We start from the raw sequence: 16,761 nt of genomic DNA, 5'->3' as shown, positions 1-16,761 counted from the left end.
GTCGTCGATTGAGGCATTATCGACCTTATCCGACCGCAGTCCAGCGGTGCCACCTCGGCCGACATTCCTCTGCTGACGAACGACACGCGCGCGGACCTCTATCCAGACAGGGCATCGCCACGGATGACACCCTCCAGCACATCCGCCGCGGGCGCGCCCGAGATTTCGGCGATGCTGAAAGAGCAGGCCATGCTCATGGCGGAGCTCGACCGGCGTCGAAGGACCGATATTCTGGCGCGGTACCGGCCGTACTCCAAGCAGAGGGACTTTCATTCGGCCGGAGCCAGCTATCGCGAGCGGCTGTTCATGGCGGGCAACCAGCTCGGCAAGACGCTGGCGGGAGCGGCCGAAGCGGCGATGCATCTGACGGGGCGTTACCCGGACTGGTGGCAGGGGAGGCGCTTCGAGAAGCCGATCGTCATGCTCGCCGGCTCGGAATCCTACGAGCTGACGCGCGACGGCGTGCAGCGGCTGCTCGTCGGGCCGCCGTTGACCGAGGAGGACTGGGGCACGGGCTTCATTCCGAAGGCGGCGATCCATGCGACAACCCGGCGCTCCGGCGCGTCCGGGGCACTCGACAGCGTAACGGTGCGGCATGTCTCCGGCGGCGTCTCGACGCTGCTTTTCAAGGCCTATGAGCAGGGGCGCGGCAAGTGGCAGGCGAACACGGTGGACTATGTCTGGTTCGACGAGGAGCCGCCGGAGGACGTCTATTTCGAGGGCATCACCCGCACCAATGCAACGCGCGGCTCGGTTGCCGTGACCTTCACGCCGCTCAAGGGCCTGAGCGGCGTCGTGGCGCGATATCTCATGGAAAAGTCGCCGGATCGCCAAGTGATCACCATGACGATCGATGAGGCCGAGCACTATACGGCCGAAGAACGCCAAAGGATCATCGACAGCTACCCTGCCCATGAGCGCGAAGCGCGCACCAAGGGGGTACCGGCTCTCGGCTCCGGCCGCATCTTTCCCGTGACGGAGGAGGCGATCCGCGTCGAGCCCTTCGATGTGCCGAAACATTGGGTGCAGATCGGCGGCATCGACTTCGGCTGGGACCACCCCTTCGCCGCCGCCGGCTGTGCCTGGGACCGCGACGCCGACGTCTTCTATGTGACCAAACTCTATCGCGAGCGGGAGGCGACGCCGATCATCCATGCGGCGGCGCTGAAGCCCTGGGGAGCCTGGCTGCCTTTCGCCTGGCCGCATGACGGGCTGCAGCACGACAAGGGCAGCGGCGAGCAGCTTGCCGCCCAATATCGCGCACAGGGACTGGCGCTGCTTTCCGAGCGGGCGACCTTCGACGACGGCACCAACGGTGTCGAGGCCGGGCTTTCCGACATGCTGCAAAGGATGCAGACCGGGCGCTGGAAGGTGTTTTCCACCTGTACGGAATGGTTCGAGGAATTCCGTCTCTACCACCGAAAGAATGGCAGGATTGTCAAGGAGCGCGACGACCTGATCTCCGCCTCGCGCTACGCGCTGATGATGAAGCGCTATGCGAGAGCGAACAACGGCAACGCAAACTGGAATTTCACCGCCCGAAAGGTTCTCTGATGGCCGCGATGACCGATGAACGCCTGTGCGCCCTTGTGAGCGAGCTCGTCAAGGACTGCGAAAACTATCGCGATGAGCTTGCGATCGATCGCATCAAGGCGATGGAATATTACGACGGCACGATGAAGGACGTGCCGGCCGATGCCAACCGCTCGAAAGTCGTCTCTCGCGACGTGCGCGCGGCGATCAAGAAGGTGCTGCCGTCGCTGATCCGCACCATTCTCGGCAACGACAAGGTGGTGGAATACGTCCCGGTCAATGAGGGCGACGAGGCGGCGGCAGAACAGGCGACCGACTACATCAACTATGTCGTCTTTCCCGAAAGCAATGGTTACGACGCCGTGCAGGACGCGGCGCATGATGCGCTGAAGCTCCGGAACGGCGTGATCCGCTGGTGGTATGAGAAGGAGGCCACGGTTCAGGTCTCGACCCATACGGGGCTCGACGAGGCGGCGCTGATCCAGCTTGTCGGCGACGACGCGGTGGAGGTGCTGGAGCAATCGAAAACGGTCGAAGTGCTGGAAACGCTACAGGGTCCGGTCGAGCAGCCGCTCTACAATGTGAAGATCCGCCGCCGGAGCGAGCAGGGCACGCCGCGGCTGGCCGGGGTGCCTTTGGAAGAATTCCTGATCCATCCGGATGCGATTTCGATCGAGGACAGCCCGATCACCGGCATTGCCACGCGCATGCGCCGCACGGACCTGATTGCGATGGGACACGACCGGGATCTCATCGAGAGCCTGCCGGCTTCGACCGGCGACGGCGGCTGCGACGACGAGGAATTCACCCGCCGGCGCGGTGCCTTCGAGGCCAAGGATGCGGTGCCGAAGGCGCTCGAGGAGGTGGACTATTACGAGCTCTACGTGAAGGTGGATGCCGACGACGACGGCATCGCGGAGCTTCGCCGCATCGTGCTCGCCGGCGGCACGGGCGAGGACAACCTCATCTCCAATGACGAGTGGGACGAGGTGCCCTTCGCCGACCTGATCGTCGAGCGGCGCCCGCATCAGCGCGAGGGCGGCTCGGTGACCGACGACTTGGCGGAAATCCAGCGGGTGAAGACCGTGCTGATGCGCCAGACGCTCGACAATCTCTACTGGCAGAACAACCAGCAGCCGATCGTCCAGGAGGGCGCGATCGCCAATCCGGAAAGCGTGCTCAATCCGAAATTCGGCCAGCCGATCCGCGTCAGCCAGGGCATCGATGCGCGCGCCGCACTCGGCTACACCATGGTGCCATTCGTCGCGAAGGAATCCTTCGCGATGCTCTCCTATCTCGACCAGGAGGCGACCGACCGCACCGGCATTTCGGACGCTTCGAGCGGGCTGGCGCCGGACGCGCTCACGAACATGACGGCGCGGGCGACGGCGCTGATCGAGCAGGCGGGGATCGGCCAGACGGAGCTGATGGTGCGCACCTTCGCGCACGGGCTGAGGCGCGTCTTCAAGGGCCTGCTTCGGCTCGTCATCAAGCACCAGGACCGGCCGCGCATGGTGAGGCTGCGCGGCCAATGGGTGAGCTTCGACCCCCGCCACTGGAACGCCGGGATGGACGCGACGGTGAATGCCGGGCTCGGCGCCGGGACCCGCGAGCGCGACATGATGATGGTGCAGATGGTCCAGCAGCTTCAGGAAAAACTGCTGATGACACTCGGGCCGGACAACCCCTATGTCTCGCCGGACAACCTTTATAACGGCATCGCCAAATCGGTGGAGGCCGCGGGGCTGAAATCGCCCGACCTCTATTTTTCGAAGCCCTCGCCGGAGGAGATCCAGCGGCGGATGCAGGCGAGCGCCAACCAGCCGAACCCGGAAATGCAGAAGCTTGAGATGCGGGCACACGTGGACGCCGAGAAGGCGCGGCTTTCAGCCGAAAACAACCGGCGGAAGCTGGAGATCGAGCGCGAGCTGACGCTTGCCGAACTCCAGCAGAACGGCGCCCTGAAGCGCTACCAGATCGACGCCGAGCTGAACCTAAAGCGCCAGCAGAGCCTGGCGGAGGCAGTGAGCGGCGAGCCGGTAACGTCGGTCCATATCGGAGGACGAACAGGATGAAAGTTGGGGGGTTGAAACCCGCTACGCCTCAGAATATGCCTACTGCATGAAAAATGTTCGCTACCTTTGCTTGTTCTTTGCAACGCTCCCTTTCATCCTTGCATCTTGCAGCGAATCGACTGTGCCCGCACGTGCAGCGGTCAAGGCCCAAGCGCTGGCAACCAAAACGGCGGGCAAGCCGAGTCCCCGACAATGCTCGACACCGGCCCAAGTCTGCCCCTATGGCACCGGTTCCGCCGGTGAGCCATGCTCCTGTTGGGCAACCGACGGCACGCCGGATGTAGGCGTTACGACGCTAGGCGCGAAGGTTTCCCCCGAGACGCGTGACTAAAAGCTGATCGGAGGCACCTTTCGTCGGGGTGCCCGCTCGTCTTTGGGAAAATCGACGACGGCTCTTTTTGGCTCGCATCCTCGCGCAGCCGAGGGTGTCTGCACCACTCCTTTCCGAGCAACTGGTAGAGAATCAACATACTGCCGTGTGCCTGCTCGGTTGGTCCGTCGGGCTGCTCGCAAGAAAGAGCACTGGATATGAAGGCAGAAGAAAAAAAGGCGGCTGCGCGAGCGCTTCTCGACAATCCGCTGTTCGAGCGCTTGATGGAGGAGTTGGAGGCGGCGGCCATCAACGGCTGCATCAACGCGAATCTCACGGACCACGAAGCGCGCGCCGCCTTCGCGGCAGAAGCTCGGGCAGTCCGCAACTTCCGCGCAAGGCTGAAGTTCTTCGCGGAGCAAGCCAAATCCGAAGGCATGAACGCCCCGGTGTGAAGGTGTGCACCGCGCGGCAGGCCTGCCTTCCTGAAGCGCCTCATTGTCAAACTGATTCATGAAATCGGGGCGGCATCTGAAATCTCCCCAAATTTCTCGGTGCGGGAGTGCGCGAAAGCGGCACCTCCGCTCCGAATCTCTCTCAAGAGGTCTTTCCATGATGAACGATAGTGCCAACCCGCCTTCCGGCGGGAGCAAAGCCGTTGTCGACTCGCATGAGCTCCCAAGTATCGACAACCTCGACTTCTGGGAGCCGCACAAGGCGAACCCGCACGACGAGGAAGAGCGGCACGGCGAGGGGGCCGTAGACGACGAGCGAGACGAGGCCCACGTCGAAGGCGAAGAGCCAACCCTTCCTGATGAGGAGGAGGCAACGAATGAAGCCGAGAACATGATCGTCACGCTCAAGGGCGGGGAAGAGGTTCCGCTCAAGGAATTGAAGCTCGGCTACATGCGGGACCGCGACTATCGCCATAAGACTCAGGATCTCGCCAAGCGGGGGCGGGCCTTGGAAAGCATGAGCAGCAGGGTCGCCGCAACTGCCAGTGCCGTTGCGGAACTGGTTGCGGCCCAAATCCCCTTGGAGCCGCCGGAGGAACTGCGGGTCCACAATCCGGATGCCTATCAGCGACAGTGGGCGCTACACCAGGCCGGGCGGGAACAGCTTGCGCGGGTGATGGCCCTGGGCGAAGAACCGGCGGACGTTGCGGCGGAGCTTCAGGCCGCGGCGAGCGAGGAGAGGCTGAAGGCAGAAAATGCCAAACTCCTCGAGGCTTTCCCGCAGACCGGGCATGACGAGGGTCGGCAGGCCTTCTTCGCCGAAGCCTTCGAGGCGGCGAAGGACCTCGGCTTTTCCGACGAGGAGGTGCGCGAGGTCGTCGATCATCGGCTGTTCAAGCTCGCGCATTACGCTCGCCTCGGCCTGCTTGCGGAACGGTCGCGGGCAAAGGCCTTGCAGAAGGTGGCCGCGGCGCCTACCGCCGCGCCGCGCATGAAAGCAAAGAACCAGGCGCAGCGGCAGCAGCGCGAAAGCCGCGAGGCAATGCAGCGACTTGCAAGAACGGGATCGATCCGCGACGCGATGGCGATCGATTTCGAGTAATTCGACAAGCGTTGGCCGAGCGGCAAGCGTTCACGAAGCGCTGCTCAGCGATCGCTCGCATGCACCTTCATTCGACACAGTGACCGCCTTCCATGTGCCTGTCCGGGCGCGTGGCGACGGATCACGTCACCACATAAGGACCATCAAATGGCAGTTCTCACCAATACCTTTCAGACAACGCAGGCCGTCGGCAACCGCGAGGAGCTTTCCGACGTGGTGTCGCGGATCACTCCAGAAGATACCCCCATCTATTCACTGATCGAAAAGGGCAAGTGCACGACCTATCACCCGGAATGGGAGACGGACGAACTTGCCGCGCCCGGCGCAAATATCCGTGAAGAAGGCGAGGAATACGCCTTCGGCGCGATCACTCCGCCGATGCGGCTTGGTAACTACACCCAGATCATGCGCAAGGACTGGATTATCTCCGCGACGCAGGAGGTGACGGCTGAGGCTGGTAACGTGCAGAAGCGGAAATACCAGAAGCTAAAGAAGGGCGTCGAAATTCGCAAGGACGTGGAGTTCGCGATCGTCGATACTAACGCAACGGTCGCCGGCAGTACCCGTGAATTCGGGTCGCTCAGCACTTGGACAATTAGCAACGTCTCTCGCGGTGCCGGTGGCGCAAATGGCGGCTTTAACGTTGGCACCGGTCTGACTGTGGCGCCGACCGAAGGGACGCAGCGTCCCTTTACCAAGGCCATCCTCGATGCTGTGATGCAGCAGGGCTATCAGAACGGCGCCAATTTCCGTCACGTCTCCGTCTCTCCGTATGTGAAATCCGTCTTCGTCACCTTCATGTCCGACAGCAACGTAGCGCCTTTCCGCTATGCGGTGTCGCAAAGCGGTGAGCGCAACACCATTGTCGCGACGGCGGACTATTACGAAGGCCCGTTCGGCACGGTGATGATCCACCCGAACCGGGTCCAGGCGGTGAACGGCGGGGTCGCCCGCGACGCCTTCTTCATCGACACCGACATGCTCTCCTTCCTGTGGCTGCGCCAGATCCAGGAGGATCGCGACGTTGCCAAAACTGGCGATGCGGACAAGGGCGTCATCATCGGCGAGGGCACGCTGAAGGTGCACAACGAGAGGGGCCTGGGCGTTGCCGCTGACCTCTTCGGACTGAGTTCCGCCAGCTAGTTCCAGGTTCCCAATTTCGACGCAAGCGCACCAACTGCGCGTCGGTCCCTGTCTCGGGAGAAATGAATGACAGACACAAAGACCACCACGGTACCCGTTAAACTTCTCTATGATACCTGGGCGATTGACGAGGAACGGATTCCAGCCGGCACCGTACTCGACTTGCCGGTCAAGGCGGCGAAAATCCTGATCGCCCAGGGCAAAGCCGAACGCAACGATCCTCTTCCAGGTGAAGAGGGATGATTGTACGCGACGGCGACTGGAAACTCTTCGACTATGATTTTCACACCGGCCGCTCCGTCTGGGTGATGGACGATGGCGACAGGACCCATTGGCGGACGGATTACCCGGTCGAAAACCTCGTCCGCCAGAACCAGTTCACGCGTCATGCGACCGCCGGCAACGCCTTCGGCGAGTGGACCAAGGTCGCCTCGATGCCGCTGAACCTGGCGCATTCCGAAAACCTCGTCCGGGCGCATTCCGAAGGCGACGACCGCTATGTGAAGCGGTGGCTCAACAACGGCGACAACCGCGCCTGGCGCAGTTTCGAGGGACATCTATGACCATATTCGATTATGCGTCGCTCCTCGTCGACGCCGGCGACTACTCCGGCCGCGATGACGTCGCGCATCTTTTCCCGCGCTTCCTCGCGCTTGCCGAGCTCAAGCTCAACCGCGTGATGCGCGTTGCCGACATGGAGAAGACGGTGGCGGTGCCGCTGACGGAAGGCGAAGGCAGCCTGCCGGCGGATTTCCTGGAGGCGCGGCAGGTGCTTGCCGCCAGCGGCCGGGCGCTTCGGGCGCTGCCGCTGCAGGAACTCAGCAATCACGTGACCTCCGACGGTGCTCCGATCGGCTACGCGATCGTCGGCAGCGCCATCAAGGTGCGGCCGAAGCGCGGCGAGAACATCCACCTGACCTATTACGCGAAAATCCCGCCGCTGACGGCCGGTGCGCCAGGGAGCTGGCTGATCGAAAGGGCGCCGGACGTCTATCTCTACGCGCTCGTCGAGGAGATAGACATCTGGGAGCGGGACGCAGCCAAGGCGGGTGCGGCCGAGGCGCTGAAGCGACAGGCGATGGCCGGGCTCGGGCTTGCCGACGAGCGGCTGCGCTTCGGTAATGCTGCAATCTCCATCGGAGGGCTGACGCCATGACGCTTCTGACCGTGATCAACGAGGTCGCGGACATCGTTTCGCTCGACCGCTTCGACAGCGTTTACGGCACGAACGATCCGAATGCGCAGACGATGGTGGCGCTGGCCGAGGAGGCGGGCGCGGAGATTGCGCGGCGCGCCGACTGGAAGGGGATGCTGAGGACGCATGCCGTCTCCGCTTCGCCGGAGCTCCTGCCTGCCAACTATCAGCGGCTGGCGCCCGGCGGGGCGGTGCGGGCGGCTGACGGCCACTTCTTCCGACCTATTACCAACGGCGCGCAATGGGCGGTGATCGTCGGCATCGCCTCGGCAGAGCCCTACTGCCACCTCCGCGGCAGGGAGATGCATTTTTCGCCGGCCGCTTTCGCCGCCGGTGCGACGATCGAATACGTCTCGAAAAACTGGGTACTCGGCGATCCTTACGAGGAGCGGGATACCTTCCGGGCCGACGACGACACGACGCTCATTCCCGAGCGGCTGCTGAAGAAGGGGCTGATCTGGCGCTGGAAGCGCCAGAAGGGCCTCTCCTTCGAAGACAACCTCGCAGAGTTCGAGGCGGATCTCCTGCAGGAGATCAACGCGGACAGGGGAACATCATGATGACAGTTCGCACGAATACAGTTCGGCCGGGCCGCCTAGCGCAGACCAACCGGGGGCAGGCGAGTATCGGCCGGCCGCAGGCCTCGCAATCGGTCACATTCCCGGCTCCGAAAGAGGGGCTCGTCACGACCGCTGACATGGCATCGCAGACCCCAGGCTCGGCTACGGTGCTCACGAACTTCCTGCCGACGCTTGCCGGCTGCAGGATCCGCGGTGGCTCGCGCAAGGTCGGGCTTGCGGCCGGCGGCGGCGCCATCCGCAGCGCCTTCAAATACAAGTTCGGCAGCAACGAAAAGCTGTTCATGGCGACGGAGAGCGCGATCTACGATATGACCGGGCCGGCCGCTCCGCCGGCAACGACTGCGGCGGCGGTGGGCGGGCTTTCCGGCGGCGACTGGTGCGCCTTCCAACACACGACCGCCGGCGGCTCGTTTCTCGTCTGCCTCAATGGCGCCGACACGCGCCGCATCTATGACGGCACCACCTGGACGACGACGCCGACGATCACATTTTCCGACTCGACCACCATGGCGCAGCTCAACTACGGCTGGCTGTTCAAGAACCGCGAATTCTTCCTGAAAAACGCGACGCTCGACGCCTACTACCTGCCGGTGAACGCGATCGGCGGCGCGGCGGCCGTGTTTCCGCTTGGCGGGGTGATGAAGAAGGGCGGGTCGCTCATCACCGGCTTTTCCTGGTCGCTCGAAAGCGGCGACGGGCTTTCCGATCTCTGCGTCTTCGTCTCGACGGAAGGGGAGATCGCCGTCTATGCAGGCTCTGACCCCTCCAGCGCCAGCGACTTCGCGTTGAAGGGCGTCTACCAGATCGGCAAGCCGCTTGGAAAGAACGCCTGGATCCGCGTTGGGGGTGACGTGCTGATTGCGACTTCGGACGGGCTGACGCCGATGTTGCAGGTGTTTCAGCGCGACCGGCAGGCTCTGATCCAGGTCTCGGTCTCGCGGTCGATCGAGGACGACTGGCGGCGGGCGGCGAACGCCACCGGCTCCGGCTGGACACTGAAACCGTGGGCCGAACAGAACCTGGTCTTCATCGCCTTTCCCGAGAACAGCGTCGTCAGCGACAAGACCTTTGTCCTGAATGTGCTCAGCGGGCGCTGGGCGACGATCAGCAACTGGCGGGCCAACTGCTTCGAGACGCTGCAGGGCGGACTCTTCTTCGGCTCGCGCGAGGGCTATTGCTGGCAGGGCGACACCGGCGGCACCGACGACGGGCTGACCTTCGCGGCCACCTATCTCTCGCAGTTCGCGCCGGTCGGACAGTTCGGTCAGCGGACGGCGGCGACGATGGCACATATGTATTTCCGCGCCAAGACGAAGCCAAAGGTGCAGCTCTTCGCCCGCGCCGACTTCGACCGGAGGGTGCCGCCCTTCGCCCGGGTGACGGAGGGGGATGCGGGTTCGCCGGAATGGGATGTCGGCCTCTGGGATGTGGCGCGCTGGGACGGCGTGTCGGAGGCGCTGCGCTACGATTTTCGCCAGAATGTGCGGGCGAGCGGCGACATGCTGGCCGTCGGTTGCGTGATCACCTCAGGCGGCGCGGTGAAACTCGACATCGAAGTGGACCTCGCGACGTTGCAAGTAGCAGCGGGGGAGGCGAGCGCTTGAACATCATTTGGGGCGGGGCGGGCGACCCTGCAACCAATCAGGCGATCGCCGCTTTTGTTGCCGACCGGATCGACGGCTGCGAGAGGGGCTTTGCCGACTTTACGGCGCTCGGCGTGACGGAGGAGGGCAGGCTCCTCGCCGGCGTCGTCTTTCACAACTATTCGCCCGAAGCGGGCGTCATCGAGCTTTCGGCCGCGGCCACCAGCAAACGCTGGCTGACGCGGCCGGTGCTGAAGGCCATGTTCGGCTATCCATTCGACGAGATCGGCTGCCAGATGGCGGTGCTGCGCGTCTCGGAAGAGAACCGCGGCATGGTCTCGATCGCCCGCCGCTTCGGGTTCACGAGCTACCGCATCCCCCGCCTTCGCGGGCGGGAAGAGGCGGAAATCATCTTCACTCTGACAGACAACGACTGGCGGGCACATCCCGTCAATCGAAGGTAGGTGTGCTATCGGAAAGTCAAAAGCTCCCACGCCCCCCGATCCGAAGGCGACGGCGGCGGCACAGACCGCCACCAATATCGGCACTGCCGTTGCCAACGGATATATGGGCAATGTCAACCAGGTGACGCCGGACGGCAACCTCAGCTACAGCTACACGACGCAGAAATGGACCGATCCACTGAGCGGCAACGTCTATGATCTGCCCGTGGCGACGGCGACGCAGAAGCTTTCGGAGATGCAGCAGAAGATCAAGGATCAGAACGATGTGGCGAGCCTCAACTTAGCGACGCTCGCCACATCGCAATCGAGCCGGCTGAACGATCTGCTCGGCAAGCCGATGAACATATCGAAAGCTCCGGCCGCCGGTGACCCTTCGAAGCTGAGGTTGCCGCAATACCAGCAGTTTGCTGCTGGGCCCAAGCTTCAGACCTCCATCGGCAATGCCGGCGACATCACGCGCAGCTACGAGACGGATTTCGATACTTCGACATACGAGAACGCGCTGATGGCCCGGCTCAATCCGCAGCTCGAGCGCGACCGCGCGGCGCTGGAGACGCGGCTTGCCAATCAGGGCCTGCAGCCGGGGTCTGAGGCCTATAACCGGGCGATCGACGAGGCGAACCGGACGTCGAACGACGCCCGCATCGCCGCCGTGCTCAATGCCGGCCAGGAGCAGACGCGGCTTGCCAACGTCGCGAACCAGAAGGCGAGCTTCGAGAATGCGGCGCAGGCGCAGGCCTACGGACAGGCATTGCAGAACGCCGATTTCGGCAACAACGCAAACCAGCAGATGTACCAGAACGGCCAATCGGCGACGGCGGCCAACAATGCGCTCCAGGACCAGAGCTTCAACGCTCAGCAGGCGCAGATCAATGCCCAGAACACCGCCCGCTCGAACTATCTCAACGAGCAATATGCGAGCCGCAACCAGCCGATCAACGAGATCGCGGCGCTGCTTTCAGGCGCACAGGTGACGAGCCCGAATTTCGTGCAGACGCAGGGGCAGTCGATCCAGCCGGTCGATTATGCCGGGTTGGTGCAGCAGAACTACCAGAACCAGATGGCGGCCTATAACGCCCGCCAGCAGGCGGGCGGCAATTTGCTCGACTCCCTGCTGGGCTTTCTTCCGAAGTCCGACCGCCGCGCCAAGAAGAACATCGAGAAGGTCGGCAGGCTCAAGGGCCACAACCTCTATGAGTTCCAATACAAGGGCGAACCCACCTCCGGGCCGAAGCATATCGGCGTGATGGCGCAGGAGGTGGAAAAGACCCGGCCAGAGGCGGTGCTGCGCGGGGCCGACGGTATGCGCCGGGTGGATTATGGCCGGCTTTTCGCGGCGGGGAGGGGGCGGAAGTAAAGGCAGCCGCGGCAAGGTGCGGAGGTGGCGGGCGCCATTCCAATCCATGTTCCATTCGTTTCGCGGGCCTCCCATCGGGGGTCTTTTTTCATGGAGGCTATCTTGCCAAGAACAGGCGGAGTCTATTCCCCACCGGCCGGCACCAAGGGGGTGCCAAACACCACGATCCAGAGCGTCCCCTACAATGCGCTGATCGACGACCTGACGGCCGACGCCAATGCGGCGCGGCCGATCACCGCGGGCGGAACGGGCGCCACAAGCGCCAGCGCCGCCCGCGCAGCTCTCGGCGCGCAGGCTGCGAGCGCGGCGCTCGCCTCGATTGCCGGACTTGCAACCGGCGCCGACAAAATGATCTACACGACCGCGGCGGACGCCTATACGACGACCGCTTTGACGCCGTTTGCGCGCACACTTCTGGACGATGCGACTGCCGGAGCCGCCCTTACGACGTTGGGCGTCTCAGCTTTTGCGCAGACTGTGCTGGACGATGGCGACGCTGCCGCGGCAAGGGCAACGCTCGGTGCCAACAACGCATCGAATCTTACGACGGGTACGATACCCTCAGCGCGGATCGATGGCGCCTATGTCGACTTCACGCAGATTGCCGTAACAACGGATGGCGAAGCCATCAAACTCGTGGGCTCGGCGACGGGCGACCCCTATGTCGGGTTCTGGAAGGCGGCGGCGCGCCAGGGCTATTTTCAGCATCGCGACGGCACGGCGAATGGCGACGGTCTTCGCGTTGCCAACGACGTGACCGGCGACTATCTGTACCTTTCGAATGTGAACAGCACCGATGCGTTGAAATTCTACGACAGCTCCGTTGCGGCGCATAACACCGTCTGGCATTCGGGCAACCTCGCTGCTGCAGACGTCAACGCGCTCTATGGCTACACGCCTGCAAGCAATGCGGTACAGGTGATCGCCGGCAGCGGGCTTACCGGCGGCGGCGCGATTTCGGCAAACCGCACGCTGACGCTGGGCACGCCATCCGACATCACCAACTCAACCACCAATTCAGTTAGCGGGACGAGCCATACGCATGCGCTGGGGTTTGTAGCGGCGGAGGTCTCCACGGCGACCAGCAGCAGTACGACGAGTTTTCCGTTGGGGCACGTGATCAGTTGTTATTCGGCCGCGGGGATAGCAAGACGCGCCCCCATGGCTCCATGCCTATATAGCGCCGACACGATGCAATACGTCGCAAGCGGCACCTCTGGGGCAGGTACTTCCTTGTCAGGGACGTGGCGATCTTGTGGTGTTGTGGGCGGTACCGGTCGTTACATTTTGCAAAGGGTAGCTTAATGCAATTAAACCAAGTGCATTCTGTCAGGGCGACGCAGAACCAAGATGTCTACGAGCTGTCGTGTAATATTACGGACATCACTGGAGCTAGCTATGACACCATCTATTTGAGCCGCCCGGAGGATCCCTACGGTCTCAATCCATCTATCCGGAAATGGCTGCAGGAAAATCTGGACGCAACGATTGAGCCGTATGTTCCGCCGACGAGTGAGCAGATACGGGCCTGGATGCCGCCTCTGACTGCGCGGCAATTGCGGCTTGGCCTGCTCGCAAGTGGGATTTCGGTGCGCCAGGTCTCGGTGGCGATCGGCGCTATGCCGGCCGGCGCAGACAAGGATCGAGCGCAGATAGAGTGGGAATATGCGAGCACCTTTAACCGCACCCATCACCTGATTGGCGCTATTGGCGCAGTCCTCGGGCTCCCGCTTGAGCAGATCGACACAATGTGGGAGGCGGCAGCTTTCTTATAAACTGCGGCTGGATTGATTCACTTAGGGTCGGCCACCAGTCCGCCGCCATCCCCGCGAGTGCATTACCATCCCGCGGCGCCAAAAGCCGTTCCAGCCCTCAGTCACAGGCTCGAGTAGCCCCAATTCCGTGTGGGGCCAATCCGCTCATCGTCCGGATCAAATTCAATCGTTGGCATAAATCCCAGCTCAATCAATTGTTCCGGACCATAAAATCGGATCGTCGATTCTGCAGCAAATTCGATAGCGCCAGACTTATCGATCTCTCTCTTGAGCGCTTGATAATGTTGCGAACTATTATAGTGCTGCTTATTTGTAACGGCTTCGGCGATCTTTTCTCTGTAGTTCGTGAAGAACTTGAAGTGCAGCAACACGCCCCTATCGGCGAAAAATTTCGAGTGTAAGGGAGCGGACGATGGATACTGCTACCAAAGTAGCAATCCTTGTCCCAGTATATAAGCGGGTATTTAATCAGCTCATTCTCCTCGTTGAAGAGCCGCTTTCTTGGGCCTCCTTTTACGCTTATCCCGCGTTTAAGAAATTCTACTTCATAGCCGTCGCGATCGATATTGTCGACGGTATGCCACGGCATGTTGCCGTTTCCGCTCTTCGCATCAGCAGATGGATAAAAATCCAGCATAGGTGCTGGAAGTCTCTTGATGTCGTGCTCGTCGAGCACTGCTATCAGCGCTTTGAGCGGTTCGCGGAGGCATTGGTCGTAGATTAGGAGTTCGTCGGAATCGACGTTCACGTACCAGCGATTGTAGCCATAACGCTCGAACAACGCTTCGCGCCACCGGCGCCCTCGTCGAGCTGCTTCAAAACGAATCGGAGATGTCCAGACGTCGACGTCCGGCTGGTCCATCAAATGATCACGGGTCCCATCCGTCGAAACGTCATCAAGGCAAATAAACCGAGTGACGCCAAGCTTCCGATAGTGGCTTAGGAATGCCGGGACGAGCGCCATTTCATTGTGTGTGACGAATACGAGCGGTAGATCCGCGGCGTCCAGCGGACGCACGGCCTTTACCGGGGAAATGGGGACTTTCTCGCCGTTCCTGCGCTCCCTAGTGGTGACCCGCCAACTGTCGTAAAAAGTTTGCAGACGAGCAACGATATTCCTATGCGGAAAAGAAAAATTACGCTCAAAGGGATATCTCATCTATAAAACCCAGAAAAGCTTGTATCGCGTCTTTCGCCGTGCATCGTTCCAGCACATCCTGAAAAACTTTAATCTTGTCATTAAGCTTACTTTTGGAAGTTTTCTTGTTAACTTGTAACATCCCAATGTGTATTTCAGCCTTTGATCTAGCTTCTCACGGAAGCTCTTTGCGCCATAACGTTGCTCTGACCCAGAACCCTCTGTAAAGTCGTATGTTGGTCCTTCGACGTACGCCACTAGATCCAGAACTACTAGTTCTGAGACGACGTAGGATGAGAAACACCAAGGATTACCGAGTTCGTACCAGCGTGCCATCAGCATGTCTTTTGCGCTGGCTCTGTACAAGCCGTAGATCCACTCAGCCGGGAAAGTAAGGTTTCTTGGGACGTGGCCAGATGCATACGCTCTTGTGAAATCAAATACGGCTTTATCAGGATACTTGATTCTGCTCCCGTTCGGTCCAACCAGTTTTGTAGAGCATGCTGCAAGTAATTTCTGGGGATCCTGATCAAGTGCTCCGACCAGGCGCGCTAAAAAATCCGGAGAGGAATGGTCATCGCATGCACGAAGACAGAAATATTCTCCACGAGTTGCGCCGAGTTGGACAGCGCGAGCGAAGTTCACTAGCGCACTTACATGCTGTTCTGTTCGGACAATAGAGAAACGACTATCCATTTTGCAAAATTGCTCAGCGACCCGGAGTGTGTCGTCTGTCGATTTATTATCGAGAATAATCGCTTCGAAATCTCTAAATGTCTGATCAGCGATGCACTGTAGACTGCTGCTGAGAGTTCTTTCGCCATTGTAAACGGGAAAGACGACCACGACTTTAGTTTTGGCCATTTATATTGTCTCGGGATTGGAATTGTGTTGCTCATACAGAATGTTGCCACCACCCGCAACAGGACACATCCGCACCAGCATCACCCACGACATCCGGTTGCCCCGGTCATGACGTCCGTCCCACGGCATGCACTGAACCCCCGGCTTCGGAGATAAACTGTGGGATGTGCCGGCCGAGAAAGCCGCTTGCCTGAAACAAGGACCCTATCCACGAAAAGATGCCCCGCCTCAACAAAAAGGCATCCCTACAGCAACTCGCGCGGAAAGAGAATACGCCAGTCTCAATCCATAAGGGATAGATCATCCTTTCCCCAGCAAAGGCAATCCACCATGACCCACACCATGCCTCCCGGCGCGGCGCTTCTGCTTGGCTTCATCCGCGAAGCGGAAGTCGGCAGAAGGGATCGCGCCTCCTATGAGGTGATCTATGCACACAGACAGAACTGCCTGAAGAAGCCGCTGACCGCCATGACGCTTGGCGAGGTGATCGCCGCCCAGAAGACCTGGTCGAAGTCGCATGGATCGAGTGCGGCCGGCGGCTACCAATTCATGCGCGCGACGCTGATTGGGCTGCTCCGGGACGTTCCGTGGTTGGAGGAGGACCAGTTCTTCGAGCCCGGCTTGCAGGACAGGCTGGGGCTTCATCTCCTGAACCGCAGGGGCTTTGCAAGCTTCCTTGCCGGCGAGATTACCCTGGCCGAGTTCGGCCGGCGGCTGGCGATGGAATGGGCATCGCTTCCGGTGCTTGCGGAGAGCGACGGCGACCGGCGGCGCGTGAAACGCGGCCAGTCCTATTACGCCGGAGACGGGCTCAACAGGGCGCTGGTGAAGCCGGACAAGGTCGAGGCGGTGCTTCGCCAGGTGTTTTCCGCCGCTCGACCAGCGGATGCGACGCCGGGGCCAGCGGAGGACGTGCCGGCCGCGATCGCGCGGCCCGAAGGACGGCGCAAACCCGTTGCCCGTTCGGGGCGGTTCTGGACATGGCTGCTGACCGCCGGCGGAACGATCATCACGGCGCTCAAGGAATTGAACCTCGTGGCGCTCGACTGGCGGGTGCAGCTTGCCATCCTGACGACGATCGTCGGCTTCGCGGTCTACGCAATCTCATCGATGCCGGCGGTCCGCGATGCCTTGGGGCTCGGGCGATGAGTTTTCCCTGGAGCAGGTTTCTGGGCGGCATGCTTGT

Annotated in this window: 16 protein-coding genes and 1 pseudogene; 15 read left to right on the top strand and 2 right to left on the bottom strand. The window is 61.5% G+C overall.

The window, feature by feature from the left end:
* Positions 1-123: 123 nt before the first annotated feature.
* The 14 genes from SS05631_RS09655 (at position 124) to SS05631_RS09595 (ending at position 13,573) form a co-directional block, all read left to right on the top strand.
* A complete protein-coding gene (locus SS05631_RS09655; RefSeq protein WP_037423457.1) occupies positions 124-1,554 on the top strand; it encodes a terminase large subunit in 1,431 nt (476 codons plus the stop codon).
* Entirely contained in the window at positions 1,554-3,608 is a 2,055-nt protein-coding gene (locus SS05631_RS09650) for a hypothetical protein (RefSeq protein ID WP_037423460.1), read from the top strand. The genes SS05631_RS09655 and SS05631_RS09650 overlap by 1 nt, the downstream gene beginning before the upstream one ends.
* Before the next feature lie 528 nt (positions 3,609-4,136).
* On the top strand, positions 4,137-4,373 hold the full coding sequence (locus SS05631_RS09645; protein WP_037423463.1) for a hypothetical protein: 237 nt from the start codon (positions 4,137-4,139) through the stop codon (positions 4,371-4,373).
* 157 nt (positions 4,374-4,530) lie between these two features.
* On the top strand, positions 4,531-5,475 hold the full coding sequence (locus SS05631_RS09640; protein ID WP_037423465.1) for a hypothetical protein: 945 nt from the start codon (positions 4,531-4,533) through the stop codon (positions 5,473-5,475).
* Positions 5,476-5,622: 147 nt separating this feature from the next.
* Positions 5,623-6,618, top strand: coding sequence for a DUF5309 domain-containing protein (locus tag SS05631_RS09635; protein WP_037423468.1), 996 nt, complete (start codon positions 5,623-5,625; stop codon positions 6,616-6,618).
* 66 nt (positions 6,619-6,684) lie between these two features.
* Positions 6,685-6,861 carry a hypothetical protein gene (locus SS05631_RS31380; RefSeq protein WP_172900177.1) on the top strand — a complete coding sequence of 59 codons (177 nt, stop codon included), beginning with the start codon at positions 6,685-6,687 and terminating at the stop codon, positions 6,859-6,861.
* Entirely contained in the window at positions 6,858-7,181 is a 324-nt protein-coding gene (locus SS05631_RS09630) for a hypothetical protein (protein WP_037423469.1), read from the top strand. Before SS05631_RS31380 ends, SS05631_RS09630 begins: the two co-directional genes overlap by 4 nt.
* Positions 7,178-7,774: a hypothetical protein gene (locus SS05631_RS09625; RefSeq protein WP_037423472.1), complete on the top strand. Its 597-nt coding sequence runs from the start codon at positions 7,178-7,180 to the stop codon at positions 7,772-7,774. Before SS05631_RS09630 ends, SS05631_RS09625 begins: the two co-directional genes overlap by 4 nt.
* Positions 7,771-8,373, top strand: a complete 603-nt coding sequence (locus SS05631_RS09620; protein ID WP_095677966.1) for a hypothetical protein — start codon at positions 7,771-7,773, stop codon at positions 8,371-8,373. The genes SS05631_RS09625 and SS05631_RS09620 overlap by 4 nt, the downstream gene beginning before the upstream one ends.
* Positions 8,370-9,998: a hypothetical protein gene (locus tag SS05631_RS09615; RefSeq protein WP_050988335.1), complete on the top strand. Its 1,629-nt coding sequence runs from the start codon at positions 8,370-8,372 to the stop codon at positions 9,996-9,998. Before SS05631_RS09620 ends, SS05631_RS09615 begins: the two co-directional genes overlap by 4 nt.
* Complete coding sequence (locus SS05631_RS09610) at positions 9,995-10,441, top strand: GNAT family N-acetyltransferase (protein ID WP_037423512.1); 447 nt, start codon at positions 9,995-9,997, stop codon at positions 10,439-10,441. The genes SS05631_RS09615 and SS05631_RS09610 overlap by 4 nt, the downstream gene beginning before the upstream one ends.
* 7 nt (positions 10,442-10,448) lie before the next feature.
* A complete protein-coding gene (locus SS05631_RS09605; RefSeq protein ID WP_037423514.1) occupies positions 10,449-11,798 on the top strand; it encodes a tail fiber domain-containing protein in 1,350 nt (449 codons plus the stop codon).
* 90 nt (positions 11,799-11,888) lie between these two features.
* The gene (locus SS05631_RS09600) at positions 11,889-13,103 is read left to right on the top strand and encodes a hypothetical protein (protein ID WP_037423517.1); all 1,215 of its coding nucleotides are present in this window, start codon (positions 11,889-11,891) and stop codon (positions 13,101-13,103) included.
* Positions 13,103-13,573: a hypothetical protein gene (locus SS05631_RS09595; RefSeq protein WP_037423520.1), complete on the top strand. Its 471-nt coding sequence runs from the start codon at positions 13,103-13,105 to the stop codon at positions 13,571-13,573. Before SS05631_RS09600 ends, SS05631_RS09595 begins: the two co-directional genes overlap by 1 nt.
* A gap of 101 nt (positions 13,574-13,674) precedes the next feature.
* Here the strand turns inward: SS05631_RS09595 and SS05631_RS09590 are convergent.
* A pseudogene (locus SS05631_RS09590) lies at positions 13,675-14,675 on the bottom strand (glycosyltransferase family 2 protein).
* Positions 14,676-14,732: 57 nt separating this feature from the next.
* Positions 14,733-15,575 (bottom strand): glycosyltransferase family A protein, encoded by an 843-nt coding sequence (locus SS05631_RS09585; protein ID WP_083854226.1) that lies wholly within the window; start codon positions 15,573-15,575, stop codon positions 14,733-14,735.
* Between the two features lie 330 nt (positions 15,576-15,905).
* Here SS05631_RS09585 and SS05631_RS31375 point away from each other — a divergent pair, with 330 nt between their 5' ends.
* A complete protein-coding gene (locus SS05631_RS31375; RefSeq protein WP_037423522.1) occupies positions 15,906-16,724 on the top strand; it encodes a membrane protein in 819 nt (272 codons plus the stop codon).
* Positions 16,725-16,761: the final 37 nt, after the last annotated feature.

The organism is Sinorhizobium sp. CCBAU 05631, from assembly GCF_002288505.1.
GTDB lineage: Bacteria > Pseudomonadota > Alphaproteobacteria > Rhizobiales > Rhizobiaceae > Sinorhizobium > Sinorhizobium fredii_C.
The sequence above is the reverse complement of the archived record's forward strand: the minus strand, read 5'-3'. Positions and strand labels throughout refer to the sequence as shown.

What these genes read in the sequence shown, in the direction of transcription:
- SS05631_RS09655 (WP_037423457.1), top strand. Translation starts at nt 124, where the DNA reads ATGACACCCTCCAGCACATCCGCCGCGGGCGCGCCCGAGATTTCGGCG.
- SS05631_RS09650 (WP_037423460.1), top strand. Translation starts at nt 1,554, where the DNA reads ATGGCCGCGATGACCGATGAACGCCTGTGCGCCCTTGTGAGCGAGCTC.
- SS05631_RS09645 (WP_037423463.1), top strand. Translation starts at nt 4,137, where the DNA reads ATGAAGGCAGAAGAAAAAAAGGCGGCTGCGCGAGCGCTTCTCGACAAT.
- SS05631_RS09640 (WP_037423465.1), top strand. Translation starts at nt 4,531, where the DNA reads ATGATGAACGATAGTGCCAACCCGCCTTCCGGCGGGAGCAAAGCCGTT.
- SS05631_RS09635 (WP_037423468.1), top strand. Translation starts at nt 5,623, where the DNA reads ATGGCAGTTCTCACCAATACCTTTCAGACAACGCAGGCCGTCGGCAAC.
- SS05631_RS31380 (WP_172900177.1), top strand. Translation starts at nt 6,685, where the DNA reads ATGACAGACACAAAGACCACCACGGTACCCGTTAAACTTCTCTATGAT.
- SS05631_RS09630 (WP_037423469.1), top strand. Translation starts at nt 6,858, where the DNA reads ATGATTGTACGCGACGGCGACTGGAAACTCTTCGACTATGATTTTCAC.
- SS05631_RS09625 (WP_037423472.1), top strand. Translation starts at nt 7,178, where the DNA reads ATGACCATATTCGATTATGCGTCGCTCCTCGTCGACGCCGGCGACTAC.
- SS05631_RS09620 (WP_095677966.1), top strand. Translation starts at nt 7,771, where the DNA reads ATGACGCTTCTGACCGTGATCAACGAGGTCGCGGACATCGTTTCGCTC.
- SS05631_RS09615 (WP_050988335.1), top strand. Translation starts at nt 8,370, where the DNA reads ATGATGACAGTTCGCACGAATACAGTTCGGCCGGGCCGCCTAGCGCAG.
- SS05631_RS09600 (WP_037423517.1), top strand. Translation starts at nt 11,889, where the DNA reads ATGGAGGCTATCTTGCCAAGAACAGGCGGAGTCTATTCCCCACCGGCC.
- SS05631_RS09595 (WP_037423520.1), top strand. Translation starts at nt 13,103, where the DNA reads ATGCAATTAAACCAAGTGCATTCTGTCAGGGCGACGCAGAACCAAGAT.
- SS05631_RS09585 (WP_083854226.1), bottom strand. Translation starts at nt 15,575, where the DNA reads ATGGCCAAAACTAAAGTCGTGGTCGTCTTTCCCGTTTACAATGGCGAA.
- SS05631_RS31375 (WP_037423522.1), top strand. Translation starts at nt 15,906, where the DNA reads ATGACCCACACCATGCCTCCCGGCGCGGCGCTTCTGCTTGGCTTCATC.